Origin of the sequence: Methylobacterium sp. (genome assembly GCF_028290105.1) — a bacterium.
Taxonomy (GTDB): Bacteria; Pseudomonadota; Alphaproteobacteria; order Rhizobiales; family Beijerinckiaceae; genus Methylobacterium.
The window spans coordinates 20,042-43,736 of the sequence record NZ_JAQGKL010000142.1 but is presented as its reverse complement, the minus strand read 5'-3'; the positions used below and the strand labels follow the sequence as shown (position 1 = coordinate 43,736).

Annotated in this window: 31 protein-coding genes; 12 read left to right on the top strand and 19 right to left on the bottom strand. The window is 68.0% G+C overall.

What is annotated here, in order from left to right; all coding sequences use genetic code 11:
• The coding region (locus JWQ05_RS10190; protein ID WP_366944582.1) for a motility-associated protein at nt 1–91 on the bottom strand (91 nt) is incomplete at its 3' end.
• A gap of 150 nt (nt 92–241) precedes the next feature.
• Here JWQ05_RS10190 and JWQ05_RS10185 point away from each other — a divergent pair.
• Complete coding sequence (locus JWQ05_RS10185; protein ID WP_299658215.1) at nt 242–448, top strand: DUF3606 domain-containing protein; 207 nt, start codon at nt 242–244, stop codon at nt 446–448.
• A gap of 15 nt (nt 449–463) precedes the next feature.
• On the opposite strand, the gene dut is transcribed toward JWQ05_RS10185, so the two are convergent.
• Together dut and JWQ05_RS10175 are read right to left on the bottom strand one after the other, a co-directional pair.
• A complete protein-coding gene (dut, locus tag JWQ05_RS10180) occupies nt 464–958 on the bottom strand; it encodes a dUTP diphosphatase (RefSeq protein WP_299658213.1) in 495 nt (164 codons plus the stop codon).
• Nucleotides 955–1,842, bottom strand: a complete 888-nt coding sequence (locus JWQ05_RS10175) for a CoA ester lyase (protein WP_299658221.1) — start codon at nt 1,840–1,842, stop codon at nt 955–957. The genes dut and JWQ05_RS10175 overlap by 4 nt, the downstream gene beginning before the upstream one ends.
• Before the next feature lie 365 nt (nt 1,843–2,207).
• On the opposite strand from JWQ05_RS10175, the gene pstS reads away from it, so the two are divergent.
• The 6 genes from pstS (at nt 2,208) to phoB (ending at nt 7,780) form a co-directional block, all read left to right on the top strand.
• Nucleotides 2,208–3,245, top strand: a complete 1,038-nt coding sequence (gene pstS / locus JWQ05_RS10170; RefSeq protein WP_299658211.1) for a phosphate ABC transporter substrate-binding protein PstS — start codon at nt 2,208–2,210, stop codon at nt 3,243–3,245.
• Between the two features lie 205 nt (nt 3,246–3,450).
• The gene (gene pstC / locus JWQ05_RS10165) at nt 3,451–4,425 is read left to right on the top strand and encodes a phosphate ABC transporter permease subunit PstC (RefSeq protein ID WP_299658209.1); all 975 of its coding nucleotides are present in this window, start codon (nt 3,451–3,453) and stop codon (nt 4,423–4,425) included.
• 30 nt (nt 4,426–4,455) lie between these two features.
• Entirely contained in the window at nt 4,456–5,349 is an 894-nt protein-coding gene (pstA, locus tag JWQ05_RS10160; RefSeq protein WP_299658207.1) for a phosphate ABC transporter permease PstA, read from the top strand.
• A gap of 50 nt (nt 5,350–5,399) precedes the next feature.
• Nucleotides 5,400–6,218: a phosphate ABC transporter ATP-binding protein PstB gene (gene pstB, locus JWQ05_RS10155; protein WP_299658205.1), complete on the top strand. Its 819-nt coding sequence runs from the start codon at nt 5,400–5,402 to the stop codon at nt 6,216–6,218.
• A 108-nt stretch (nt 6,219–6,326) separates the two neighbouring features.
• A complete protein-coding gene (gene phoU / locus JWQ05_RS10150; protein ID WP_299658203.1) occupies nt 6,327–7,052 on the top strand; it encodes a phosphate signaling complex protein PhoU in 726 nt (241 codons plus the stop codon).
• Nucleotides 7,053–7,081: 29 nt separating this feature from the next.
• Complete coding sequence (gene phoB, locus JWQ05_RS10145; protein WP_299658201.1) at nt 7,082–7,780, top strand: phosphate regulon transcriptional regulator PhoB; 699 nt, start codon at nt 7,082–7,084, stop codon at nt 7,778–7,780.
• A gap of 9 nt (nt 7,781–7,789) precedes the next feature.
• Here the strand turns inward: phoB and JWQ05_RS10140 are convergent, their stop codons facing one another.
• Together JWQ05_RS10140 and JWQ05_RS10135 are read right to left on the bottom strand one after the other, a co-directional pair.
• Nucleotides 7,790–8,602, bottom strand: coding sequence for an SDR family oxidoreductase (locus tag JWQ05_RS10140; protein ID WP_299658199.1), 813 nt, complete (start codon nt 8,600–8,602; stop codon nt 7,790–7,792).
• A gap of 105 nt (nt 8,603–8,707) precedes the next feature.
• Nucleotides 8,708–10,063, bottom strand: coding sequence for an MFS transporter (locus JWQ05_RS10135; protein WP_299658197.1), 1,356 nt, complete (start codon nt 10,061–10,063; stop codon nt 8,708–8,710).
• 186 nt (nt 10,064–10,249) lie between these two features.
• Between JWQ05_RS10135 and JWQ05_RS10130 the strand changes: the two genes are divergently transcribed.
• Together JWQ05_RS10130 and JWQ05_RS10125 are read left to right on the top strand one after the other, a co-directional pair.
• Nucleotides 10,250–11,269: an alpha/beta fold hydrolase gene (locus JWQ05_RS10130; RefSeq protein WP_299658195.1), complete on the top strand. Its 1,020-nt coding sequence runs from the start codon at nt 10,250–10,252 to the stop codon at nt 11,267–11,269.
• Between the two features lie 31 nt (nt 11,270–11,300).
• Nucleotides 11,301–12,170: an NAD(P)-dependent oxidoreductase gene (locus JWQ05_RS10125; RefSeq protein WP_299658194.1), complete on the top strand. Its 870-nt coding sequence runs from the start codon at nt 11,301–11,303 to the stop codon at nt 12,168–12,170.
• 63 nt (nt 12,171–12,233) lie between these two features.
• Here the strand turns inward: JWQ05_RS10125 and JWQ05_RS10120 are convergent, their stop codons facing one another.
• The 13 genes from JWQ05_RS10120 to JWQ05_RS10060 form a co-directional block, all read right to left on the bottom strand.
• Nucleotides 12,234–12,623 carry a hypothetical protein gene (locus JWQ05_RS10120; protein WP_366944581.1) on the bottom strand — a complete coding sequence of 130 codons (390 nt, stop codon included), beginning with the start codon at nt 12,621–12,623 and terminating at the stop codon, nt 12,234–12,236.
• A 76-nt stretch (nt 12,624–12,699) separates the two neighbouring features.
• Nucleotides 12,700–12,930 (bottom strand): hypothetical protein, encoded by a 231-nt coding sequence (locus JWQ05_RS10115; protein WP_299658217.1) that lies wholly within the window; start codon nt 12,928–12,930, stop codon nt 12,700–12,702.
• Nucleotides 12,931–13,596: 666 nt separating this feature from the next.
• On the bottom strand, nt 13,597–13,755 hold the full coding sequence (locus JWQ05_RS10110) for a hypothetical protein (protein WP_299658192.1): 159 nt from the start codon (nt 13,753–13,755) through the stop codon (nt 13,597–13,599).
• 67 nt (nt 13,756–13,822) lie between these two features.
• Nucleotides 13,823–14,143 carry a hypothetical protein gene (locus JWQ05_RS10105; RefSeq protein ID WP_299658190.1) on the bottom strand — a complete coding sequence of 107 codons (321 nt, stop codon included), beginning with the start codon at nt 14,141–14,143 and terminating at the stop codon, nt 13,823–13,825.
• Nucleotides 14,144–14,194: 51 nt separating this feature from the next.
• Nucleotides 14,195–14,413, bottom strand: a complete 219-nt coding sequence (locus tag JWQ05_RS10100) for a hypothetical protein (protein WP_299658188.1) — start codon at nt 14,411–14,413, stop codon at nt 14,195–14,197.
• Nucleotides 14,413–14,598 carry a hypothetical protein gene (locus tag JWQ05_RS10095; RefSeq protein ID WP_299658186.1) on the bottom strand — a complete coding sequence of 62 codons (186 nt, stop codon included), beginning with the start codon at nt 14,596–14,598 and terminating at the stop codon, nt 14,413–14,415. The genes JWQ05_RS10100 and JWQ05_RS10095 overlap by 1 nt, the downstream gene beginning before the upstream one ends.
• Nucleotides 14,599–14,690: 92 nt before the next feature.
• Entirely contained in the window at nt 14,691–14,867 is a 177-nt protein-coding gene (locus JWQ05_RS10090; protein ID WP_299658185.1) for a hypothetical protein, read from the bottom strand.
• 12 nt (nt 14,868–14,879) lie between these two features.
• Nucleotides 14,880–15,248 carry a hypothetical protein gene (locus JWQ05_RS10085; protein WP_299658184.1) on the bottom strand — a complete coding sequence of 123 codons (369 nt, stop codon included), beginning with the start codon at nt 15,246–15,248 and terminating at the stop codon, nt 14,880–14,882.
• A 16-nt stretch (nt 15,249–15,264) separates the two neighbouring features.
• Nucleotides 15,265–15,600, bottom strand: coding sequence for a hypothetical protein (locus JWQ05_RS10080; protein ID WP_299658182.1), 336 nt, complete (start codon nt 15,598–15,600; stop codon nt 15,265–15,267).
• Nucleotides 15,601–15,636: 36 nt separating this feature from the next.
• Nucleotides 15,637–16,497, bottom strand: a complete 861-nt coding sequence (locus tag JWQ05_RS10075) for an SDR family oxidoreductase (protein ID WP_299658180.1) — start codon at nt 16,495–16,497, stop codon at nt 15,637–15,639.
• Nucleotides 16,498–16,548: 51 nt separating this feature from the next.
• Nucleotides 16,549–17,007 (bottom strand): hypothetical protein, encoded by a 459-nt coding sequence (locus JWQ05_RS10070; protein ID WP_299658178.1) that lies wholly within the window; start codon nt 17,005–17,007, stop codon nt 16,549–16,551.
• Nucleotides 17,008–17,250: 243 nt separating this feature from the next.
• The gene (locus tag JWQ05_RS10065; RefSeq protein WP_299658176.1) at nt 17,251–18,609 is read right to left on the bottom strand and encodes a GGDEF domain-containing protein; all 1,359 of its coding nucleotides are present in this window, start codon (nt 18,607–18,609) and stop codon (nt 17,251–17,253) included.
• 77 nt (nt 18,610–18,686) lie between these two features.
• Nucleotides 18,687–19,622: a TIGR02285 family protein gene (locus JWQ05_RS10060; protein WP_299658174.1), complete on the bottom strand. Its 936-nt coding sequence runs from the start codon at nt 19,620–19,622 to the stop codon at nt 18,687–18,689.
• A 655-nt stretch (nt 19,623–20,277) separates the two neighbouring features.
• Here JWQ05_RS10060 and JWQ05_RS10055 point away from each other — a divergent pair.
• On the top strand, nt 20,278–21,006 hold the full coding sequence (locus JWQ05_RS10055; protein ID WP_299658172.1) for a GntR family transcriptional regulator: 729 nt from the start codon (nt 20,278–20,280) through the stop codon (nt 21,004–21,006).
• A gap of 7 nt (nt 21,007–21,013) precedes the next feature.
• Here the strand turns inward: JWQ05_RS10055 and JWQ05_RS10050 are convergent, their stop codons facing one another.
• On the bottom strand, nt 21,014–21,430 hold the full coding sequence (locus JWQ05_RS10050; protein WP_299658170.1) for a nuclear transport factor 2 family protein: 417 nt from the start codon (nt 21,428–21,430) through the stop codon (nt 21,014–21,016).
• 190 nt (nt 21,431–21,620) lie between these two features.
• Between JWQ05_RS10050 and JWQ05_RS10045 the strand changes: the two genes are divergently transcribed.
• Nucleotides 21,621–22,808 carry an ABC transporter substrate-binding protein gene (locus tag JWQ05_RS10045; RefSeq protein ID WP_299658168.1) on the top strand — a complete coding sequence of 396 codons (1,188 nt, stop codon included), beginning with the start codon at nt 21,621–21,623 and terminating at the stop codon, nt 22,806–22,808.
• 13 nt (nt 22,809–22,821) lie between these two features.
• Nucleotides 22,822–23,691 carry a branched-chain amino acid ABC transporter permease gene (locus JWQ05_RS10040; RefSeq protein WP_299658166.1) on the top strand — a complete coding sequence of 290 codons (870 nt, stop codon included), beginning with the start codon at nt 22,822–22,824 and terminating at the stop codon, nt 23,689–23,691.
• Nucleotides 23,692–23,695: the final 4 nt, after the last annotated feature.

Below are 23,695 nucleotides of genomic sequence, written 5' to 3'. Positions count from 1 at the left end.
GCTGCCAGAGCACGACGAGGTGGCCGCCCATGGCGACGAAGCCGCCGAGCATGCAGCCGATTGCGATGACGAGGCCGATCAGAACGCCCAAGGCTCAAAGCCTCCGATGGGGATGTGGAATCCGATGCCGTCGACCTACGCAGGATGGCTTGCGCGGGGCTGGATGGATGACGCGCGTGAAAACGCACCGTCGGCCGGGCCGCGCGTTAGGGAGGGACCCGACACCGCAGCGAGACACGCCATGAGCAGCAGCGCGACCCCCGACAACGACCACGAGCCCGCCACCGTCAACGTGTCCGAGCCCTGGACGCGCGCCTACTGGGCGCGCCGCTTCGAAGTGCCGATCGAGGAGGTCCAGGCAGCGGTCGATGCGGTCGGCCATGAGCCCGCGCGCGTGGCGGCCCAACTCGGCAAGCCCTGGCCGTTCGAGGGCAGTGGCATCGTCTGAGCATGCCGACGGATGTCAGCGGCGTCCGGTGGAGCCGAAGCCTCCGCTGCCGCGCCGTCCGGCCTCTTCGGCGAGTTCGGAATCGCCGAACGCCTCGCGCACCGACAGGGCGGGCCGCGTCACCCGGGTGAAGACGAGCTGGGCGATGCGGTCGCCGGGCTCGATCCGGATGGCGGCCGAGGCGCCGGGATTGCGGTTCCAGGCAGAGATCATCAGCGGCCCCTCGTAATCGGCGTCGATCACCCCCGTGCCGTTGCCGAGCACGAGGCCCTCGCGATGGCCGAGCCCAGAGCGGGGAAAGACGAGGCCGCACCAGTGGGGATCACGGATCGCCACCGCAAAGCCCGCCGGGATCAAGGCTGGCGGGCCCTGGGGCGCCAGCACCAGCGGTGCATTGAGGCAGGCATGCAGGTCGAGGCCGGCGGCCTGCGCCGAGCCCCAGCGGGGGAACCCCCAGTCCCTGAGGCGAGGATCGAGCAGGCGCAGGTCGATCGCGAGCTCGGCGCTCATGCGGCCCGCGCCGCGATGGCCTCTGCCAGGGCGACGGTGCGGGCGGCTTCGCCCAGGTGCAGGCGCTCGACCATCCGACCGTCGAGGGCGATGACGCCGCGAGCCCGGTTCTCGGGCTCGGCGAAGGCGGCCTGAACGCGCCGGGCCCATGTGATCTCGTCCGCGCTCGGGCCGAAGGTCGCGTTGGCGGGGCCGATCTGGTCGGGATGGATCAGCATCTTGCCGTCGAAGCCACAATCGCGCCCCTGTGCGCACTCGGCCGCGAATCCATCGGAATCGCGAAAGTCGTTGTAGATGCCGTCGATGACGTTGATCTCGTAGGCGCGGGCCGCAGCGATCACGCTCATCAGCCAGGGCATCAGCGCCGGACGGCCCGGCACCCCGAGGCGCAGGCGACTGGCCTTGGCCAGATCGTTCGGTCCGACCATGAGGCAGGCGAGGCGGGTGTCCACGTCCCGGGCCGAACTGGCGATCTCGGCCAGATGCAGGATCGCCATCGGGCTCTCGATCATAGCCCAGGTTCGGGTCCGGTCCGGCGCACCGAGACGGCGCAGGCGCGAGCCCACCGCCACCAGGGCGTCGGCCCCGGTCACCTTCGGCACCACGATCGCGTCGGGACCGGCCGGCGCGATGGCCGCGAGATCGGCCTCGCCGTAGGGCGTGTCGAGGGCGTTGATGCGCACCAGCACTTCGCGCCGGCCGAAGCCCCGCTCCGCCACCGCCCGGGCGACGGCCTCGCGCGTGGCGGCCCGCGTCTCGGGCGCGACGCCGTCCTCGAGGTCGATCATGATGACGTCGGCGGGCAGCGTCCGGGCCTTCTCCAGCAACCGGGGATTCGAGCCCGGCATGGCGAGCACGCTGCGGCGGGGGCGGATCTCGGTCATGGTCAGGCTCCTGGGCGCATCCCGCGACGGCGTCTTGCAGATCAGGCCGCGCAGGACCGGACCCTGCGGCAGCTCTGGCACGGGCGATGCTCCGGCCCACGACGATTCGCCCTCGATCCGGCGATAGCGTCCCGGGCATCGCGATTCAAGGCGGCGGTTCCACCGGGGTCCGGCTCGGTCGCGCTCGGGCTGTTCACCGGCAAAATGCGGGATTGCACCGCGCCTGGGCACTGCCGCGGCGTGTGTCATCGAACTGTCGCGCATTCGTCATACCGCCTTGGCCCAACCGGACGTATGGCGCGGTGCACAACGGACGACGTGCTCTACCCCGTCGTTCGGAGCACGCTCCCTCAGGAGACCAGCACATGAAATTCACGACCCTCGCCGTCCTCGCGAGCCTCGGCCTCGCCACCCTCGCGCCTGCCCATGCAGCCGACATCACGGGTGCCGGCGCGACCTTCCCCTTTCCGGTCTACTCGAAATGGGCGGAAGCCTACCGCAAGGACAGCGGCATGGGCCTGAACTACCAGTCGATCGGCTCGGGCGGCGGCATCAAGCAGATCCAGGCCAAGACCGTCGATTTCGGCGCCACCGACGCGCCCCTCAAGGGGCCTGCCCTGGAGAAGGACGGCCTCGTTCAATTCCCGACCGTAATGGGCGGCGTCGTCACCGTGGTGAACATCGCGGGCGTCGAGCCGGGCAAGCTCAAGCTCACCGGTGAGATCATCGCCGAAATCTACGCCGGCAAGATCGCCAAGTGGTCGGATGCCAAGATCGCCAAGCTGAACGAGGGCGTGAAGCTCCCCGACGCCAACATCACCCCGGTCTACCGCTCGGACGCGTCGGGCACGACCAACATCTTCACCACCTACCTGACGCAGGCGTCCGAGGCCTGGAAGAAGGAGTTCGGCGCGGCCACCACGGTGAGCTGGCCGGTGGGCCAGGGCGGCAAGGGCAACGAGGGCGTGACCGCCACCGTCAAGCAGGTCCCCAACGCCATCGGCTACGTCGAGTCCGCCTACGCCAAGCAGAACAAGCTCAGCCACACCCTGATCCAGAACAAGGCCGGCAAGTTCCCGCAGCCCGACGACAAGGCCTTCCAGGCCGCCGCCGCCAGCGCCGACTGGAAGTCCGCCCCCGGCTTCGGCATCTCGCTGACCGATCAGGCCGGTGAGGGCGCCTGGCCGATCACCGCCGCCACCTTCATCCTCGTCTACAAGGAGCCGGCCGACCCGGCCAAGACCGCCGATGTGCTGAAGTTCTTCGACTGGGCCTACAAGAACGGCGACAAGCTCGCCACCGACCTCGACTACGTGCCGCTGCCCGACGCCGTCGTCGGCCAGATCCACGACGCGTGGAAGGAGATCAAGGGCAAGGACGGCAAGCCCGTCTTCAACATGTAAGCCCGTCTTCGACATGTGAGCCTCAACCCTCGCGGGCTTTCGAGCCGGCGAGATCGGGGACGAGCCACCGCGTCCCCGCGTGATCGAGACAGACGAGGCCCGGCGCCAAGCCGCCGGGCCTCCCTTGGAAACGATCCGGTGATCCCCCCTCGCGCCGATGATCGGCGCGCGGTAGGACGCCGCACGGTGAAGAGAAGACTTTCGGATGGCCGCCTTGACTGACCAGATCGCCCTGACGCGCGACCGCGCCTCCGCCCGGAAGAAGCCTGGCGGTCTCGGCGACAGCCTGTTCCGCGCGGCCTCCTACGGCTCGGCGCTGCTGGTGCTGTTCGTGCTCGCAGGCATCCTGGCCTCCATCGCCTATGGCGCTTGGCCGGCCTTCAACGAATTCGGCTTCGGCTTCGTCACCTCGAGCGTCTGGAACATCGGGCAGGAACAGTACGGGGCCTTCGTGGCCATCGTCGGCACCCTGGCCTCCGCCTTCCTCGCCCTGCTGATCGGCGTGCCGCTCTCGCTCGGCATCGCAGTCTACCTGACGCAGCTCTGCCCCGGCTGGGCGCGCAAGCCCGTCGCGATGACGATCGAACTCCTCGCCTCGGTGCCGAGCATCATCTACGGCATGTGGGGCCTGTTCGTATTCGCCCCGCTGTTCGCCCGCTTCGTGCAGGTGCCCGTCTCGAACGTGGTCGAGGGCATGCCCATCGTCGGCACCCTTTTCTATGCCCGCGTTCCCTCGGGCGTCGGCATCCTCACCGCCGGCTTCATCCTGGCCATCATGATCGTGCCCTTCGTGGCCTCGATCACCCGCGACATGCTGGACCAGATCCCCACGGTCCTGCGCGAGAGCGCCTACGGCATCGGCTGCACAACCTGGGAGGTGGTGCGCCACGTGCTCGTGCCCCAGGCCTCGGTCTCGATCATCGGCGCGATCATGCTGGGTCTCGGCCGGGCGCTCGGCGAGACCATGGCGGTGACCTTCGTCATCGGCAACGCCAACCGCCTCTCCGGCTCGGTCTTCGATCCGGGCTCCACCATCGCGTCCCGCATCGCCAACGAGTTCAACGAGGCCGACGGCCTGCAGCTGAACTCCTTGATGGCGCTGGGCTGCATCCTGTTCGTCATCACCTTCGTCGTCCTGATCATCGCCCGACTCCTCACCCGCCGGGCGAAGGTCGCCTGAGGCCCTTCACCGAGACGTCAGGAACCGCACATGGACGCCACCAATCCCCTCGCGACCGCCGCCGCTCCGGCCCGGATCAGCCGCGTCCGCCCCGGCCGGCGTATCGCCGACAAGACCCTGATCCTGGCGAGCACGCTCGCCACGCTCATCGGCATCGTGGTTCTGGGCTCGATCCTGTTCATGCTGGTGGTCGAGGGCATCAAGGGCTTCTCGCCGATGCTCTTCACCGAACCGACCCCGGGCCCCGGCTCCGAAGGCGGTGGCATCGCCAACGCGATCCTCGGCAGCCTCGTGCTGACCACCCTCGGCATCCTCGTGGCCACCCCCGTCGGCGTGATGGCGGGCACCTACCTTGCCGAGTACGGCCGCAACTCGAAGCTCGCCGACGTCATCCGGTTCCTCAACGACATCCTGCTCTCGGCGCCGTCCATCCTCATCGGCCTGTTCGTCTACACGCTGATGGTGCGGCCGATGGGGACCTATTCCGGCTGGGCCGGTGCGGTGGCGCTCGCCATCATCGCCACTCCGGTGATCGTGCGGACCACCGAGGACATGCTCCGCCTCGTGCCCTCGACGCTGCGCGAGGCCGGCGCGGCGCTCGGCGCGCCCCCATCCATCGTCATCAAGAGCATCACCTGGCGCGGCGCCAGCGCGGGCATCGTCACCGGCATCATCCTGGCGCTCGCCCGCATCGCCGGCGAGACCGCGCCGCTGCTGTTCACGGCACTCAACAACAACAGCTGGTTCCGCGCCGACCTCATGGGCGGCATCCCGAACCTCCCGGTGATGATCTACCAGTTCGCGCTCTCGCCCTACCCGAACTGGCAGCAGCTCGCCTGGGCCGGCGCCCTCCTCATCACCGTCACGATCCTCGCCCTCTCGGTCGTGGCCCGGTTCGTCATCAAGACCGAGCGGTCGCGCTGACCGTCAGCGCGCCTTCTCTCCCGCCCTTCGATCGATAGGACGCCGAATCGATGAACGCCGCCCCCGGGATCACCTCCGCGCAGCTCACCGGACGCCACAAGGCCGACGAGACCTCGCCGATCCGTATCGCCGTCAAGGACCTAAACTTCTATTACGGCAGCTTCCACGGCCTGAAGTCGGTCAACCTCAATTTCCACGACCGCCAGGTCACGGCGCTCATCGGCCCATCGGGCTGCGGGAAGTCGACCCTGCTGCGCACCTTCAACCGGATCTACAGCCTCTATCCGGACCAGCGCGCCGAAGGCGAGATCCTCCTCGACGGCGAGAACGTCCTCGATCCCAAGATCGACCTCAACGAGCTGCGTTCGCGCATCGGCATGGTGTTCCAGAAGCCGACGCCGTTCCCGATGTCGATCTACGACAACGTCGCCTTCGGCCTGCGCCTCTACGAGAAGCTGCCCAAGGCCGACCTCGACGTGCGCGTCGAGGAAAGCCTGCGCAAGGCGGCGCTGTGGGACGAGGTGAAGGACAAGCTCAAGCAGTCCGGAATGGGTCTCTCCGGCGGCCAGCAGCAGCGTCTGTGCATCGCCCGCACCGTGGCCCAGCGCCCGGAAGTGATCCTGTTCGACGAGCCGACCTCGGCCCTCGACCCGATCTCCACCGGCCGCATCGAGGAACTGATCGAGCAGTTGCGCTCGGAATTCACGATCGTCATCGTGACCCACAACATGCAGCAGGCCGCGCGCATCTCTCAGTTCACCGCCTTCATGTATCTCGGTGAACTCGTGGAGTTCGGGCCCACCACGCGCATCTTCATGAATCCGGAGAAGCGCCAGACCCAGGATTACATCACCGGCCGCTTCGGCTGATCCTCTGCGGACCGGATGTCGGTCCACAGCGGATCGGGGAGCCGGCCCGCACCTGATTCCACCACCATGGCGGGCTCCCGACAGGCGGGCCCGATCGAGGAGTGCGACATGCCCGACCACATCGTCAGATCCTACGACACGGACCTCGAAGACCTGCGCCGCTCGATCTCCGAGATGGGCGGCATCGCCGAGAAGATGATGACCGAAGCCGGCGAGGCCCTGGTGCGCCGCGACGCGCCGCTCGCCCAGGCGGTGATTGCCGCGGATGCCCGCCTCGACACCCTCCAGCGCGAGATCGAGGAGCGGGCGATCCTGCTCATCGCCCGGCGCCAGCCGCTCGCCATCGACCTGCGCGAAACGGTAACGGCGATCCGCGTCTCGAACGACCTCGAGCGCATCGGGGATCTGGCCAAGAACGTCGCCAAGCGCGTGGTCGCGATCTCCGACCAGATCCAGCCGCAGAAGATCGTCATCGGCGTCCAGCACATGAGCGACCTCGTGCAGGAGCAGCTCAAGGACGTGCTCGACGCCTATGCCAGCCGGGACATCGCGGCGGCGCTGGACGTCTGGGAGCGGGACGACGCCATCGACGCGCTCTACAACTCGCTCTTCCGCGAGCTTCTGACCTACATGATGGAAGACCCGCGCAACATCTCGTTCTGCACGCACCTGTTGTTCGTCGCCAAGAATATCGAGCGTATCGGCGACCACACCACCAATATCGCCGAGACGATCCACTACCTCGTTACGGGCGAGAACCTTCTCGCCGAGCGGGAGCGCCCCAAGAACGACGCCTCGAACTACGCCACGGTGGAGATGCCCGGCGCGGCCTGACCCCCTGACCGCCTGAGCGAAAGCATTCGATGAGTACGCGTATCCTGATCGTCGAGGACGAGGAGGCCCTGACCCTCCTCCTCCGCTACAACCTCGAAGCCAAGGGTTTCATCGTCGATTCGGCCGCGCGGGGCGACGAGGCGGACCTGCGCCTGCAGGAGCAGGTCCCCGACCTCGTCCTGCTCGACTGGATGCTGCCGGCCCTCTCGGGCATCGAGCTGTGCCGGCGCATCCGAGCGCGGCGCGAGACAGAGCGCCTGCCGGTGATCATGCTCACCGCCCGGGGCGAGGAGGGCGACCGCATCCGGGGCCTCGGCACGGGGGCGGACGACTACATCGTCAAGCCGTTCTCGGTGCCGGAGCTTCTGGCCCGGGTACGTGCCCTGCTGCGGCGGGCCAAGCCCGCGCATGTGGCCAACCTCCTGGTGGCCGGCGATATCGAGCTCGATCGGGTCAGCCACCGCATTCGCCGCGAGGGTCGCGAGATTCACCTCGGGCCGACGGAGTTCAAGCTCCTCGAATTCCTGATGCAGAGCCCCGGCCGGGTCTTTTCCCGCGAGCAGCTCCTCGACGGGGTCTGGGGCCACGACGTCTACATCGTCGAGCGTACCGTGGACGTGCATGTCGGGCGCCTGCGCAAGGCCCTCAACCGCCCGCGCCAGAGCGACCCGATCCGCACCGTGCGCGGTTCGGGCTACTCCTTCGACGAGATGTTCGAAGGCGAGTAAGGGCGCCCCTCACACGATGCTGCGCACCACGCCCCCATCGACCCGCAGCGCGGCGCCGCTGGTGGCGCTCGCGGCCGGGCTGCAGATGTAGGCCACCATGCTGGCCACCTCCTCGACGGTGGCGAGGCGCCCGATCAGCGAGGTCGGGCGATGTTCCGCCACGAAGGCGCGCCCGGCCGCATCGAGGTCGACCTCGCCGGCCGTGCCGCCGTCGGCTCCTGCAGCCATGCTCTTCATGAAGTCGGCGACCCCCTCCGAGAGGGTCGGTCCGGGCAGCACGCTGTTCACGGTGACGCCGCTGCCTGCCACGGTCTCGGCGAGGCCCCGGCTGATGGCGAGCTGTGCCGTCTTCGTCATGCCGTAATGGACCATCTCGACGGGAATGTTCACGCCCGATTCGCTAGAGATGAAGACCACGCGGCCCCAACCGCGCTTCACCATGCCGGGCGTGTAGGCGCGCGAGAGCCGCACGCCGCTCATCACGTTGGTGTCGAAGAAGCGGTGCCAATCCTCGTCCGGGATCTCGAAGAAGGGTTTGGGCTCGAAGATGCCGGTGTTGTTGACGAGGATGTCGATGTCCGGAAGCCCCGAGACCACGCGGGCCGCACCGTCCGGATTGGCGACGTCACCGGGCGCTGCGATGAAGCCGGCTTGCCCGGTCTCGCGTTTCAGGCGCTCGATGGCATCGCGCACCCGCTCCGGGGTACGCCCGTTGATCGCCACGGTCGCGCCGAGTTCGGCCAGGGCCTTGGCGATGGCGTAGCCGATACCGCTCGTGGAACCGGTGACGAGGGCGCGCCGGCCCGACAGGTCGAGTTGCATGAAGGCGTCCTTTGAAAAGCGCAGTCGTACCCTTGAAGGCCTAGTTCTCGCATCAACGCCCGGAGCACGCGTTGGTGCGATGTCACGGGCGTCTGCATCGGTCCCTCAGCCCTCGGGCTGGCGCCGCAGCACGCTCGCCAGCGCACCGAAGGCGGCAAGCCCCACCGCGCACCACAGGGTGGCGGAGACAGGGCCAGCCGGCGCGGCCCCCTGGTGCAGGCCGAAGATGACCGCCACCAGGGCGGCGCCGAAGGATTGCCCGGTGAGGCGGGCGGTGGATTGCATGCCGCTCGCCCCGCCGCTGCGGTCGCGCGGGGCACTCGTGATGATCACCTTGTTGTTGGGCGACTGGAACAGTCCGAAGCCGAGGCCGCAGAGGGTCAGGCGCCAGGCGATGTCGGGATAGGAAGCACCCAGGGGTAGCAGGGCAATCGCGGTCAGGCCCGTGGCCATCAGGGCGAGGCCGAGACCGCCAAGGAGGCCCGGGGCGTACCGGTCGGCCAGCCGCCCCGAGATCGGCGCCATCACGGCGATGGCGATGGGCCACGGCGTCATCAGGAAACCGGTCTGCGTCTCCGAGAGGTGCAGCACGTCCTGGAAGTAGAAGGGGAGGGCGACGTAGGCCATCATCTGCGCCCCGAACGACGCGATCGAGGTGGCCATCGAGAGCGCGAAGGCCGGGATGCGCAGAAGATCGACGGGCAGGAGCGGACGCGCCATGCGGGTCTGCGTCCAGACGAAGACCGCGCCCACCGCCAGGGCCGCGGCGATCTCGGCGAGCGCCAGCCTCCGGGTGGCAGGCTCGCCGAGCCCGTCGACACCGATGATGAGGAGGCCGAAGGTCAGGGCGTTGAGAATTGCGCTGCGGATGTCGAAGCGGTCCCCGCTCGTCGGCGTCAGCGGCAAGGTGCGCGCGCCCACCGTCAGGGCGATGAGCCCTACCGGCAGGTTGACGAGGAACAGCCAGGGCCAGGTCGCCACCGAGAGGATCGCGGCCGCCACCGTCGGCCCGGCGGCGGAGGCCATCGCCACCACCAGGGCGACGTTGCCGACCCCCCGACCGATCAGCTTGTGCGGATAGATGAAGCGCACGAGCGCGATGTTCACGCTCATGATGCCGGCGGCCCCGAGCCCCTGCGCGATCCGCGCCGCCACGAGCCAATCCAGAGAAGGCGCGAAGGCGCAGGCGAGGGAGGCGAGGGTGAACAGCACCAGGCCCGCGAGATAGACCCGACGATAGCCCAGGATGTCGCCGAGCGAAGCCAGCGGCAGCAGGGAGGCCGTGACGGCGATCTGGAAGCTGTTGGTCACGAAGATCGCGGCGGAGGGCTCGACCGACAGGTCCTTGGCCATCACTGGCAGGGCCACGTTGACGATGGCCCCGTCGAGCACCGCCATGGTCATGGCGAGCGCGATCGCCAGGAACGCCAGCATGCGTTCCCGGACCGGCAGACCGTCCATCGCGGGCTCCGGCGATGCTGGGATGGAAGGATCGGTGGACATGCACGGACCCCTGGGACGCTTGGCCGGGTTTCGCAAGGGCCGCTATTTTCGCAAGTGTCCTATGTCACTTCCAAACGGCGGCCGAGGCTTAAACCCACAGGCGCCGTCACCCCGCGCGTCTGCGCGCCGCCGCCAGGAATTGCCATGGACGCGTTCGTCAAAATCTCCGCCGCGATGCTGGCGGCCCAACTCTGCCTGACGCCGTTGCCCGCCGCGGCGGCGTCCGACGATACCGGACCGCTCGGCATCGGCCTGGAGGGCTTCGCCTACCCCTATCCGGTGCGCTTCCTCGACCTGACGCGCGACGGCGAGGGCCAGCGCCTCGCCTACATGGACGTGCCGGCGGAGGGCTCGGCCAACGGCCGCACCGCTCTGCTGCTGCACGGGCGCAATTTCCCGGCGAGCTATTGGCAACCCGTGATCCAGGCGCTCGCCCGCGCCGGGTACCGCGTGGTGGCGCCCGACCAGCTCGGATTCGGCAAGTCGGCCAAGCCGGTGGGGCCGTACAGCTTCGACACCATGGCGGCCGACACCGTGGCCCTCCTCGACTCTCTCGGCCTGCCGCGCGTCGATGTGGTGGCCCATTCCATGGGTGGCATGCTGGCGGTGCGGCTTACGCGCAACGCGCCGGCCCGCGTCAACAGCCTCGTCCTCGAAGCGCCCATCGGCCTGGAGGATTACCGCTTCGCGGTGCCGCCGGTCTCGAACGCCACCCTGCTGCGCCTAGAAGGAAATTCCACGGCGGAATCCTATCGCCAGCAGCTGATGACGAACTACGCCCTGTCTCTGCCGGCCTCGGCCATCGAGCCCTTCGTGTCGCTGCGGGAGCGCGTGAAGGGGTCGGGCGAGTACCCGCGCTGGCTCCAGTCCTTCGTCAATTCCTACCAGGCCATCTGGGGGCAGCCGGTCGTGCACGAGATCCCGCTGATCCAGGCTCCGACCCTCTTCGTCATGGGCGAGAACGACCACAACGCCCCCGGCAAGCCCTTCGCGCCCGAAGGCCTGCGCGCCGGCATGGGCCGGAACGCCGAGCATGCGCGGACCCTCGCCGGCCAGATGCCGAACGCCCGCGCCGAGGTGCTGCCCGGCATCGGCCACCTCGTCCACATGGAGGCGACCGACCGCTTCAACGGGCTGATGCTTGACTTCCTTAACCGCCATTGAACCACGGCACCACAGCGTAGGGAGACGAAAGATGGACGTCGGATTGATCGGCCTCGGCCGGATGGGACGCGGCATGGCGGCGAGCCTGGTGCGGGCCGGGCACCATGTGCGGGTCTGGAACCGATCGCCGGGGGCGGCCGAGGGGCTTACGGGTGTGACGCCGGTGTCCGAAGCCGCCGAGGCCTTTGCCGGGGATGCGGCCATCACCATGCTGGCCGACGACGCGGGCCTGCGCGCGGTGATCGTGGAAGGCGGTCTTCTCGATGGCGGGAACCCGCCGGGCCTGCACCTCTCGATGAGCACGATCTCGGTGGCGTTGGCGCAGGATCTGGCGGCGATCCACGCTCGCGCAGGGGTGCCCTACATCGCCGCTCCGGTCTTCGGGCGGCCGGACGTCGCCGAGAAAGGCGCCCTCAACATCGTGGCGGCGGGTGATCCACAGGCCGTCGCGCGCGCAAAACCGCTTTTCGACGCCATGGGAGCCAAGACCTGGGAGTTCGGGCATGAGCCGCACCGAGCCAACGCGGTCAAGCTGGCGGGGAACTTCATGCTGGTCTCGGCGATCGAAGCGATGGGCGAGGCAGCGGCTTTGGCCGAAGGGTACGGCGTGACCGGAGCCGATCTCCTCGACCTTCTCACCAACACGCTGTTCGCCTCGCCGGTCTACAAGAACTACGGTGCCCTGATCGCGGCCCAGCGCTACGAGCCCCCGGGCTTCAACCTCAAGCTCGGGGCCAAGGATATCGGGCTGGCCCTCGCCGCGGCGGGTGCCGCCGGAGTGCCGATGCCGTTCGCCGACGTGCTGCGCGACAATCTCGCAGAGGCGATCGCGCAGGGCGATGCCGACAAGGATCTCGCCGCCCTGGCCGAAATCACGCGCCGCCGCGCCCGAGCCAACTGAGCCCCGAGCCACCTGAATCCCGAGTACCTGGGTCGCGCGAGACTGGCCCAGGCGTTCGCGGGACTACCGGTTGAACACGAAAAGGGAAACGCCGACCACCACCGGCACCATGGCGGCAAAGCCGATGAACAACGGCATGATCCAGGTGTTGTGGCCTTCGGGCTTCGAGGATTTGCGAACCCGGGGCGAAGCCGCTTCCGTCTTGCGCGCCAGCGCGATGCGCTCGTGCGAGGGGGCGTTGCCGGCGGCCTCGTCGTCCGTGCCGAGCTGCGACAGGCCAACGTCGTAGTGGGAAATCTTGTCTCCGGTGCGCCCGCTGTCGATGTCCGCCTTCAGCATCGCTGTGGTGGGCTTGTCGGAATCTGGTGGTGTCTCGACGGCGAGATTGCCGGGCGCCGGTGGGGTTTCGGATTGCATTGCCATGGAAGCCTCCGCGTCGTTGTCGAGGGCCAACGCGTCAGGTTCGGGACTGTTCGCGCTCTGCGGCGACCGGGCTGCGGTGACGCAGCCCGGCACGTCCGGTGAAGGGTTAGCGGCTGGAGCCGCCGCCGGCACTGCCGTTCGGGACCGCACGCTCCGGCAGGTTGGCGTTACCGCCGGCGGCGGAATCCGTGGTGATCGTATCGGCTCCGGTGGCGCCGCGGGCGATGATGACGTCCCGGTCGTTGCCGGTGGTGTTCGGCTGGTTCTGCACGACGGTATCGCCCCGCGAGCGCCCCTCGGGAAACAGTCCCGTCTGCGCGGAAGCCGAGAGTCCCATGGCTCCGAGGAGGAATGCGGACGCGATCAAGGGTTGGACGTGCTTCATGGTGATCTCCGTATTGTATGGGTATACGGAGAGAACCGGAGGAATGGGGCCACGTTCCGAAGCCATCTGTCCTGATACGACACGGTCCTGAATCATACGGAGAGACTATTCATCGTAAAATCATACGAGGAACATGCGTCCAAGTACAAGGGTTTGCTTCTCGCCTAAGCAAATCGATGTTTTGGGAGCGAATCATGCCAGACGGTGATCCCACAAAACCAGGAGACGAAGCGACGCCAGGCGCCCCCGGCACCGGCGAGAATCTCTGTCGTAACTGCCAAGGGACCGGCACGGTGGACGCCAAACCCTGCCCCGAATGTCAGGGTACCGGGACCGTCACGAGCGGGATCGGCGGGGGATAGGGTGCATCCATGTCTGCACGCGGCGGCGGTGCGTCCGTCCGCGTGCCAGCGCCGAGGGGGCCTCGGAGCTATTGCGGTGGTAGCGGCGCGGGGATCATCACGAAGTAGATCGCGTAAGCCACCAGAGCCGCGAACATCAGGGCGGCGGCGATCATACCGAAACGGTTGGTGCGAACCGGACTGGGCCTATGGTCGATGGGCGGCACTTCGGGAGTCTCCTGGGACGTCTCGGCGATGAACGGTGCGTTGCCGGACGTCAGTGAATGAGTTCCAGCAAGCCGAGCGCCACGACGGCCCCCGTCACGGCGAGGCCGAGCAGCACCACGCTGCTGAGTTGATCGACCCGGTCGACGGTCTGACCGTTGCCACGAAGGCCATTGGGGCCGCTGATCAGGGTCTGGACCGTGGTCTTCATCGGGTAATCCTGTCATGGGAATCGGTAGCGACGGCACTCTGGAGGAGCGCCGTCGCGCGTCCGGGCGTCAGCTTTTGTCCTGGCTGGCGAGGCTGCTCTGGGATCCGGACACGTTGGTCTTCGTGCCGGCGAGGCCGGAGGTGTTGCCCGACACGCCGGACTCGATGGCATCGGGTTCGATCTCGCGGTTGGCGGCGTGGTCCTGGTACTGCTCGGTCTGGACCATCTTGCTGTCGAGTCCGCGCTCGTCACTGTGACGGGACTTGTCGCGATTGCTCAGCACCATGTTCTCTTCGAGGATGCCATCGGGCAGATCCGTCATGGCACCGGTCCCGGTGCCCTTGCCCTGGGTGGCGGCACCCATCTTGTGGCGGTCGGCGTTGGCCATTCTGACTCTCCCTCCTGGACCTGTGGGCTTTTCGTTTCAGTACCTGCCGTTTCAGTGCGAACGGTCGGCGGCCTTGCCGGCGGGGTCGTGCGCGTGGTGGCTGTCGCGCTCACCGCCGCCGCCGGACACATGGGATTTCGTGTCGCTGGTGGGGCCGCCGGGGGTCGGCCCGTGATGACCCTCCGCCTGCGGTTTGGTGGCGTCCTGATGGCTGCTGCCGGGGCCGCCGTGGTGACGGTCGGCGGCGGGCGTCTTCTTCGAGGTGCTCATTAGCGATCCTGCTGATAGCCCTGGTGGGTGGTGTTCACCTTGGAATTGCCGGCCTGCCCGATCTTGTCGGGATCCTTGGTCTGGCTCGATCCCTTCGGTCCCGTGGCGAGTGGCGCGTCGGTGGCGCTTCCGGGACCTTTGTCGGACTGGTTGGCCGGTGGAACGGGCGGTGGCTTCGCCGTCATGCTTGGCTCCTGTCAGCGTCGTGGAGTGGCAAGTACGTCAATCTCACTGGAGTCCGACTGTTCCGAAGTCAGGATCGTTCGTCGGAAGGAGGCTATAGCTTGCGAATTTTCTCCTCGATACGCTTGGCCTCCTCCTCGTCGACCTGAACCGGGTAGGCGGAATCGTCGGGAATACCTTCGCCGGTCTGCGCGATCGTGGTGTCACGCGGGCGCGAATTGGTGCCCGTGGAATCAGGTTTCTCCGGCGGGTCCGGGGTCTCGCGGTCCATGGCGCGTTCCTTTCAGCGGCGTCGGTGATCGATGATGTCGGGGCGCGGCGCATGCCGGTCGCTCGCGGCGATGAGGACGAGTTCGCCGAGCCCGAGGGCGGCGAGCAGCAGCCGGTCCCGGGCGGGCTCCTCCCGCAGGAGAGGGGCCGCCCCCACGAAAGTCAGGGCACCCAGGGCGTCGCAGGCGAGGTGCGTGCGCATGCCGGTCGCCGGGACGAGGCCGCCCTCGTGGCGGGTGAGCAGCGTGTAGCCGTGGTGCCAGAGCGGGCCGACCCGCATGATCCGGCGCGTGCCTCGCCCGCGCCGGGGTGAGTACGAGAGGGCGGCGATGCCCGCCGGCAGCAGGTGGTCGGCGAGCGCGTGTCGGCGGGTGGGGATCATCGCGGACGACCTCGCGTCAGGGGGCTTTCTTCGGGGGCGTTGGGGTCGCAGCGGCCGGGCTCGGGTCTGAGATGTGGCGCAGGTTCTCCGGCGGGGTTTCCGCCTCTGTCGCCTCGACGCTCGAGACGCTGCCGCCGCCGACCGAGTCGAGGCGCTGGAAGTCCGAGGCGACCCTGGCCGTCTCGGCCTGCCAGCTCGGATCCGATTCCAGCGCCTTCCGCAGGATCTCGGGGCGCCCGACATCGCGGGCCTCGTCCTGCCCGAGATCCTGGCCGTTCCGGTCCGCATCGGCATCGAAGTCGCGCAGGTTCGGGCGCTTCGTCTCGGTGCGTTTCTCGCGGGGGTCGTCCATCGCGTGCTCTCCTCGTGAAATCACAGGATCGGAGGATCAGATGATCGGCTTTCCGCCCGTCACCGCGATGGTCGCGCCCGAGACGTAGCTCGATTCCGGGCTCGCCAGCAGGACGTAGACGGGAGCGAGTTCACAGGGCTGGCCGGGGCGCTGCATCGGCACCTGCGAGCCGAAGCTCCGCACCTTCTCCATCGGCATGGTCGAGGGGATCAGTGGCGTCCAGATCGGGCCGGGCGCGACGCAGTTCACCCGGATCTCGCGCTCCGCCAGGGCCTGCGCGAGACCGCCGGTGAAGTTCTGGATCGCCCCTTTCGTGGTGGCATAGGCCAACAATTGCGGACTCGGGGTGTCGGCGTTCACCGACGTGGTGTTGATGATGGCGGCGCCAGCCTTCATCTGCGGCAGGGCGGCCTTCACGAGGTAGAACATCGCGTGGATGTTGGTGGCGAAGGTGACCTCCCACTCCTCGTCGGAGATGTCCTCGGGTTTCGCGAACGTCTTCTGGTGCGCCGCATTGTTGACCAGCACATCGACCTGCCCGAACTCGGCCACCGCCCGCTCGATGATCGCCCGGCAATGGCCCGCGTCCTTGATGTCGCCCGGCATCGCCACGGCCTTGCGCCCGGCTTCCTCGACGAGGCGGCAGGTCTCCGTCGCGTCCTCGTGCTCGTCGTAATAGCTGATGAGCACGTCGGCCCCTTCACGGGCGAAGGCCAGGGCGACGGCGCGACCGATGCCGCTGTCGGCGCCGGTGATCACGGTCTTGCGCCCGGTCAGTCGCCCTGATCCGCGATAATGCGCCTCGCCGTAATCGGGGCGCGGGTCCATTTCCGCGTCGCGACCGGGCGGGTTCAACCGGCGCTGGCGGTCGAAGGGTGGCTTCGGAAAATCCGTCATTGCGCGGGACCTCTTCCAATCTGGGAATGTCGAAGGCGGAAGGGGTGCCGGCTACTGCGACTTGGTCAGCGTCAGCTTGCCCTCGAACGGCTTGCTCTGCTTCGAAACGGAGGTGCAGCCATAGGGATACTGCCCTTCGTTGATGGTGCGGATGCGCAGGACACCCTTGCCGTTCGCCTTGATCAGGTAACCATCGTCGCTCGCCACATGGACGAGGTCGCCGTCGTGGTGGAGAACGTTCTTGTTCTCGAACTGGTGGGGCGCGGTCAGGGTGACCTGATTCTTGGTGGTGTTGTTGATCGTGATCTCGACGTTGCTTTCGGCGGGCAGGTTCAGCTCGGCCGGAGCGCATCGGACCGCGCCGTCCGCCTCCTCAACGGTCAGGGAGACGGGTGGCATCATGCCCGCATTCCGAGGCGGAGCCGCGGGTTTCTCCACGGCGAGCGCCGGGCCGGCGGCCAGGGCGCCGAGGAGGGCGAGGCGAGACAACGAAGACAGGATTGAGGGCACGGGCGGCTATCTCTCGAAGGTTGGGCGGCCCCGACGACGCAGCAGCGCTTCCGCCGAGGCTGGCCTAAGCATCAGGGTCGCGGAGTGGCGGATCTGACACGAGAACCGCGACCGAACCTGTTTGTTTCGAGAATTTGCCTTTGATCTATGTTAATCGCCGCGTCGGAAGATCGAAGCTCTGCTTCAAGTCTGTGAAGCAAGACTTTATCTGGATTTCGGCTCGACGAGCACGGTGCCTCGGTCTCAGGCGGCGCCCCGCTCCCAGGTTTCCAGGTCCGACTGGGCGATGGCCCGCGTCTCGACGTGGTTGCGGCCGTTGCGCTTGCAGCGATAGAGCGCGGCATCGGCGCGGGTGACCAGGCCGTCGGTGGTCTCGCCGGGCCTGAGTTCCGCGACGCCGAAGGAGCAGGTCCGAGAGCCGATGAGGGGGAGGGCCGTCGCCTCGATGCGCTGACGCAAGGCCTCGGCGCAGGCCGCGCCCTCGCTGAGGCGGGTGCCCGGGCAGACGATCAGGAATTCCTCGCCGCCCCAACGGCCGAGGGTGTCGCCGGTGCGGACACCTTCGGCGAGGATCCCCGCGATGGCGACGAGCACCCGGTCGCCGACCTTGTGGCCGTAGAGATCGTTGATCGCCTTGAAGTGGTCGACGTCGGCCACGATCACGCAGAGCGGCGTGCCGTCGCTCGACGCCTGCAACGCGGCCCGCTCGAGCGCCAGGTCGAGCTTGCGCCGGTTGTTCAACCCGGTGAGGAGGTCGGTGTGGGCGAGGCGTTCGAGGTCGCGCGTCCGCTCGGTGATGCGCTCCTGCAGGGAAGCGTTCATCTCGCGCAGTTCCTGCATGAGGTGCGCGTTGTCCTCGAACGCACGGCGTAGCCGGAGCACCATGGTGTTGAGGGAGGCCGTCAACGCGTGGAGTTCGTGGCGTCCCCCGGCCGTGAGGCTCAGGGGCGGCGCGTCGAGGTTGTCCGCGTCGAGCCGCCCCAGGTAGCCCTCGATCTGCGCCAGCGGCCGCCCGACCATGTGACGGATCACGGCGAAGAAGATGAGCCCGAGCACCAGGGACTTCAGCGCCGAATTGATCAGGATCACGATCAGCGTGTTCTTCACCTGATCGATGGCGATGGCGTCGTCCGAATGGATCGTCCAGGAACCGACCGGGAAGCGCTGGCCGTTCCGCTCCGTGTGGACGAGCGGGAAGGTCTGGCTGAACGGGCGGCCAAAGCCCTGGGTGACCGGACTCCGGGTGACGGGGCTCTCGCGACCCTCGACATCGACCCGCGACGCGCGGCCGTCGGAAGCCGTCACGGTGCCGAGTGCCTGGACGCGCTTGCCGTTCTCGTCCCGCACCTCGACGCCGAGGACCACGGGGATCTCCTTCATTCCGGTGAGGATTCCGCTCAGCACCGCCGCGTTGAAGCGCCAGAGGGCATCCTCGAGGCCCGGGCTGAAGGTCCGCTGCATCGCCGCGACCTCGTCCTTGAGGCGGTCGCTGGCGCGCCGATACTCGATCACCATCTGGATGCCGGTCAGCGTGACTGCCACCACGATGTAGCAGCCGAGGATCACCCGGATCAGGCGTGTCGCCAGGGCGCGGCTCGGCACGGCGCTCTCGCCTTGCGCCGAGGGCCTGCGCCGCGCGAACAGCCCAGATCGGAACGGTGAAGCCGGCATCCGGGGCGCTACTCGCTCGACAGGAAGGAGGATTCGTAGACGGCCCTGAGCTTGCCGAGGTCTTCCTCCGCCGACCATGCCTCCACGATGCGGCGATACCGGTCGGTCACCCGCTCCTCCGGCAGGATCGCGTCGATCCGGTCGATGATGGCGCGTCCCCAGGGCGTGCGCGAGCACATCACCCGGCTCAAGACGGGTTCAGGGTCCTCCGTCATGGGCAGCCCGACCCAGGACGCCGACGGCCCGAAGGACTTCTCATAGTAGGCCGCGATGTTCGCGAACTCGACCAGGTAGTCGAGCCGGTCGTTCTGGAGCATCCGGAACGCCTCGCCGAATTCCGAATGCGCCTGCGGCACCGGGGATCGCCGCAGGATCGCGTCGACGCGCGGCGCCAGGGCGCGGCTGCGCAGGACGCTGGTGCGGAGGTCCGGATGCTCCTCGACGAGGGAGCGCAGGGACAGGGGCGCCAGCGCCTCGAAGCGCGCGCGCCGGTCGGCCCGCACCAGGATGCGCAGGGGATAGAACATGCCGGTGGGGCGTGAGAAATACGCGAAGGCGTCACGCTCTTCAGTCCGAACGCCGCCCACGAAGCACCATTCGGCGCCCTGCTTCAGAAAACTCACGATGCGCGGAAACGGAACGATCAGGACGCTGTGGGTGTAGTCGTCGAGCCGCTCCGTCAGGATCTGCCGGACCTGGTCGGAAATTCCCATCCCGGCCTCCGGGCCGTCGGTGATCATGTAGGGGGCGGCGTCGTAGACCGCCCAGGTCACCTGCTTGCTCACCTGCTTGCGCACCTGCCCGCTCACCGGCTTGTCCGTCGGCAGGGAGGGCCCGGCTCGGAGATCCGCGTCCGGCGCCTCGGCCTGACCGGAAGTAGATGCCGTGAGGCAGAGAAGTGCCGCGGCGCTCGCCAAGCGCAGGGACCGTGAGAGCGCGAGCATACGGATGGTTATCGGATGCAGGCCGGCAGGCACCGGCGCGCGTGCGACGCCGTGGCGTCGGCAAAGGCGCGCGTCGGGCACGGGTTCGCTGGCGCGCCGGCCCCGGCGGGGCGGCGTTCGAAACTCGGTGCCATCGCGATTGTCCCCGGTAATCCGTCCACGGCCAAGCTGAACGAGCCGCCTCAAGATCGCGTTAATCCGATGCTCGAAATCCAGGGTATTCCGGATCTCGCAGCCGCATGTGATCACGATTTCGTGGTTCCACTAAGAGTTTTGGATGCGGATTTGAGATTGTAGAAATATATTGTCCCACTATCGATCAAATATACTCCGAGCGTTACAGATATTATATTATGAATGTTATTTATCCGTTGCAATTAGAAATCTATATAATTCATTACATAAGCAATACAGTCTTTGTTTGGAGCAACTAAGTTGCGACCCTTGGGTAATCCCGCGTGTCCCGCGTTCGTGGCCGTGCGGACGTGATGTGGGCGGTATCAAGGGCGGATGGCAGCGGTTTCATCGGAAAGAGGTCGCCGCCAAGCCATGGTCCGATCCCGTCTTTCGAAGATGCGACGCGATGCGCAGGAAAGACTTTGGTCCCGCTCGTGCTTTCGCGGCATTCGGGGCGGACGCGACGAGTCGAGGCGATATGCGGGACGAGATCACACGGGACGAGACCACGCGGGTGGAAGCCAAGGGCCGGGTCGGCTCGATCTGCCGTTCCTTGCGCCGGGCGATCGTCGAGCGGGCGATCCGGCCCGGCGACCGCCTGCCGGAGGATGCGCTGGGCGAGCGCTTCGGCGTCAGCCGGACCATCGCGCGCCAGGCCCTGGGCCAACTCGCCGGAGAGGGGCTGGTGGAACTCCGGCGCAACCGCATCGCCGTCGTGGCGACCCCGAGCTGGGAGGAGGCCCGCGACACCTTCGATGTCCGTATCAGCCTGGAGCGCCTCGTGGTCGGCCGCCTCGCTGGACGCCTCACGCAGGCGCAGCAGGGGGAGTTGCACGCGCACATCGCGCGAGAGGAGGCGGCACAGGGCGGATCCGAGGCCGCCTCGATCCGCCTCGCCACCGAGTTTCACCTGCTCCTGGCCGAGATGACCCGCAGCCCCGTGCTGGAGCGCTACGTGGCCGAACTCGGCTATCGCTGCGCCCTCGTATTGTCCCTCTACAGCCGGCCCCATTCCGCCGAATGCGGGGTGGCCGAGCACCGCGCCCTGGTGGCGGCCCTGATCGCGGGCGATGCGGAGCGCGCGGTGTCCCTGATGGACCACCATCTCGACGCGGTGGCCGAGCGTGCCCGCATCGTCGCGGCCCCGCCGCGCGAACGCGATCTCGGGCGCCTGCTCGCGCCCTATGTCGAGACCGTCGGCGGATGATTCCCGTTCAGGTGTTCAGGCCGGCGCGGGTGAGCAGCCGCTCGGCGCTGTCGTTCCAGACCTCCATGGTCACGATCAGCCCGTCCCGCACGGTGAAGCGGTCGACGTAACGGTTTCCCTCGAAGAGCGTGCCGTCGGGCCAGGCCCCATAGAGCGTACCGAGACTGTAGACCGTGGTGAGCCCGTCCCCCGGCACCACGTCGAGGCGCTCCATCCGCTTCTTCACCCAGGCGTAGCGCCCGGCATTGAAGGCCGTGACCTCACGCGGATGCGCGAAGGTTCGGGCGCCCGTGAACACGATGGTGATCCCTGGCGCCATGTAGGTCGCGGCGCGCTCCGGATCCGGCACCATCGAGGCTTCGAGATAGGCCGTGACGTTGGCGGCATCGCGGGCCGTGATGGCATCGTGTGTGGCATCGGTCATGACGGGATCTCCGGGACTGCGGTCTACCTGCCGCAAGCGTTCTGCAAGTGCATGCATCAAGTGTATGCACTTTGGCGCATCGAGAGGCAGAGGCGCTTCGGCACCGCAGGATTGCCGAGCAAATTCAAGGCCGAACGCACTGGCACGGGGGTTGCGGACCGAGGTGCAATTCCGCCGCCGGAGAGACCCCATGCCCACGCGCGCCCTGCCGCATCTGACCCGCCGCCTCGCGCTCGGCGCGTGCCTGCTCCTCGGGTTGCCGCTGGCGTCGCGTGCTCGGGCGGAGGAGCCGATCCGGATCGGGCTCGTGACCGCGCTGAGCGGGCAATCGGCCAAGTCGGGCGAGGCGATCTCGCGCGGCATCGGGCTCGCCATCGACGAGATCAACGCGGGCGGCGGCGTGCTGGGGCAGCCACTCGAACTCGTGGCGCGCGACGACGAGGCCAATCCGTCGAAGGGCGTGCTCGCCGCTCGCGAGTTGATCCAGCGCGTCGGTGTCGTGGCGCTCATCGGCGGGCTCGACACGCCGGTCTCGATGGCGCTGGTGCCCATCGCCAACCAGATGAAGGTCCCGTTCCTGGGACCCTGGGCCGCCGGCACCGGCATCACCCGCAACGGGGCCGCCGACAACTACGCCTTCCGGGTCTCGGCCGTGGATGCCCTCGTGGACGAGGCGCTGGTGGCCTACGCGGTCAAGTCCCACGGCGCGAAGAAGCCCGGCATGATCCTGGTCAACAACGCCTGGGGCGAGTCGAACCAGCAGGGACTGACCGCGGCGCTGAAGGCCGCCAACCTGCCCGCCGCCGGCATCGAGAAGTACGAGGCGGCCGACCTCGACATGGTGCCCCAGCTCACCCGCCTGAAGGAGGCGGGCGCCGACACGCTGTTCCTCGTCGGCAATGTCGGCCCCTCGGCTCAGGTGGTGAAATCCCTCGACCGCATGGGCTGGAGCGTGCCGGTGGTGTCGCATTGGGGCCCGGCGGGCGGGCGTTTCGATGAACTCGCCGGGCCGAGCGCGTCCAAGGTCCACTTCATCCAGACCTTCACCTTCGCGGGCAATGCCAGCCCGAAGGCGCTCGCCGTCCTCGACGCGCTGAAGAAGAAGTATCCGGCGATCAAGTCCATGGCCGACGTGACCCCGGCGGTCGGCATCGCCAACGCCTACGACGCCACGCACCTGCTGGCGCTGGCCATCAAGGCCGCCGGCTCCACCAAGGGGCCGGAGGTGCGCGACGGATTCTACAAGGTCTCGACCTATCCGGGCCTGATCAAGACCTACGACAAGCCCTTCGCGCCCGGCCAGCACGATGCGCTCGGGCCGCAGGACTACGTCTTCACCCGCTTCCAGAACGGCGAGATCGTCGCCGTCACCAACTGACGGCGGCCCGCGGATGCTCACCGGCACGCTCATCACGGGTCTCGGCCTCGGCAGCATGTACGGGCTGGTGGCGCTCGGATTCCACATCACCTTCGCGGTGTCCGGCACGGTGAACTTCGCGCAAGGGAGCGCCGTCACCCTCGGCGCCGTGCTCGGATACGCGCTCGGCGTAACGCTGGGCTGGCCCACGCCGGCGGCGATCTTGGGCGCGCTCGCCGGCTGCGCGCTCCTCGGCCTCGTCGTCGAGCGCCTGTTGGTGCGGCCCTTCGTCAAGAAGGGGTCGGAGGCTTGGCTGCTGGCCACCGTGGCGGGCGGCATCGTCCTCGACAACGCGATGCTGTTCACCTTCGGCAAGGAGCCACGCAGCCTGCCCTCCGCGCTCGCCGTCAAGCCGGTCGAGTTCCTCGGCACCGGCATCTACCCCCTTCAGCTTCTCATTCCCCTGGTCGGCCTCTCCGTGGCCGTGGCGATCCAGACCCTGTTCCGGCGCACCGACCTCGGCCGCGTGCTGCTGGCCGTGGCGCAGAACGCGGAGGCCGCCCGGCTCATGGGCATCGACGTCCGGCGCACGGTCGCCTGCGCGTTCGCGCTTTCGGCTCTGCTGGCAGGGGGCGCCGGCCTCCTGATCGCGCCGCTGTTCTCGGTCTCGGCCGAGATGGGCGCGCTGTTCGGGATCAAGGCCTTCGCGGTGGCGATCCTGGGCGGTATCGGCTCGGCAACCGGCGTGGTGCTGGCGGGCCTCCTCTACGGCCTCGTGGAGGCCGGCGTCACCGCGACGCTCGGCTCGACCTACACGCAGCTCGTCGTGTTCTCGGTGATCATCCTGGCCCTGGCGCTGCGCCCCGACGGGCTCCTCGGTCGCGCCGCGATCAACAAGGTCTGATTCC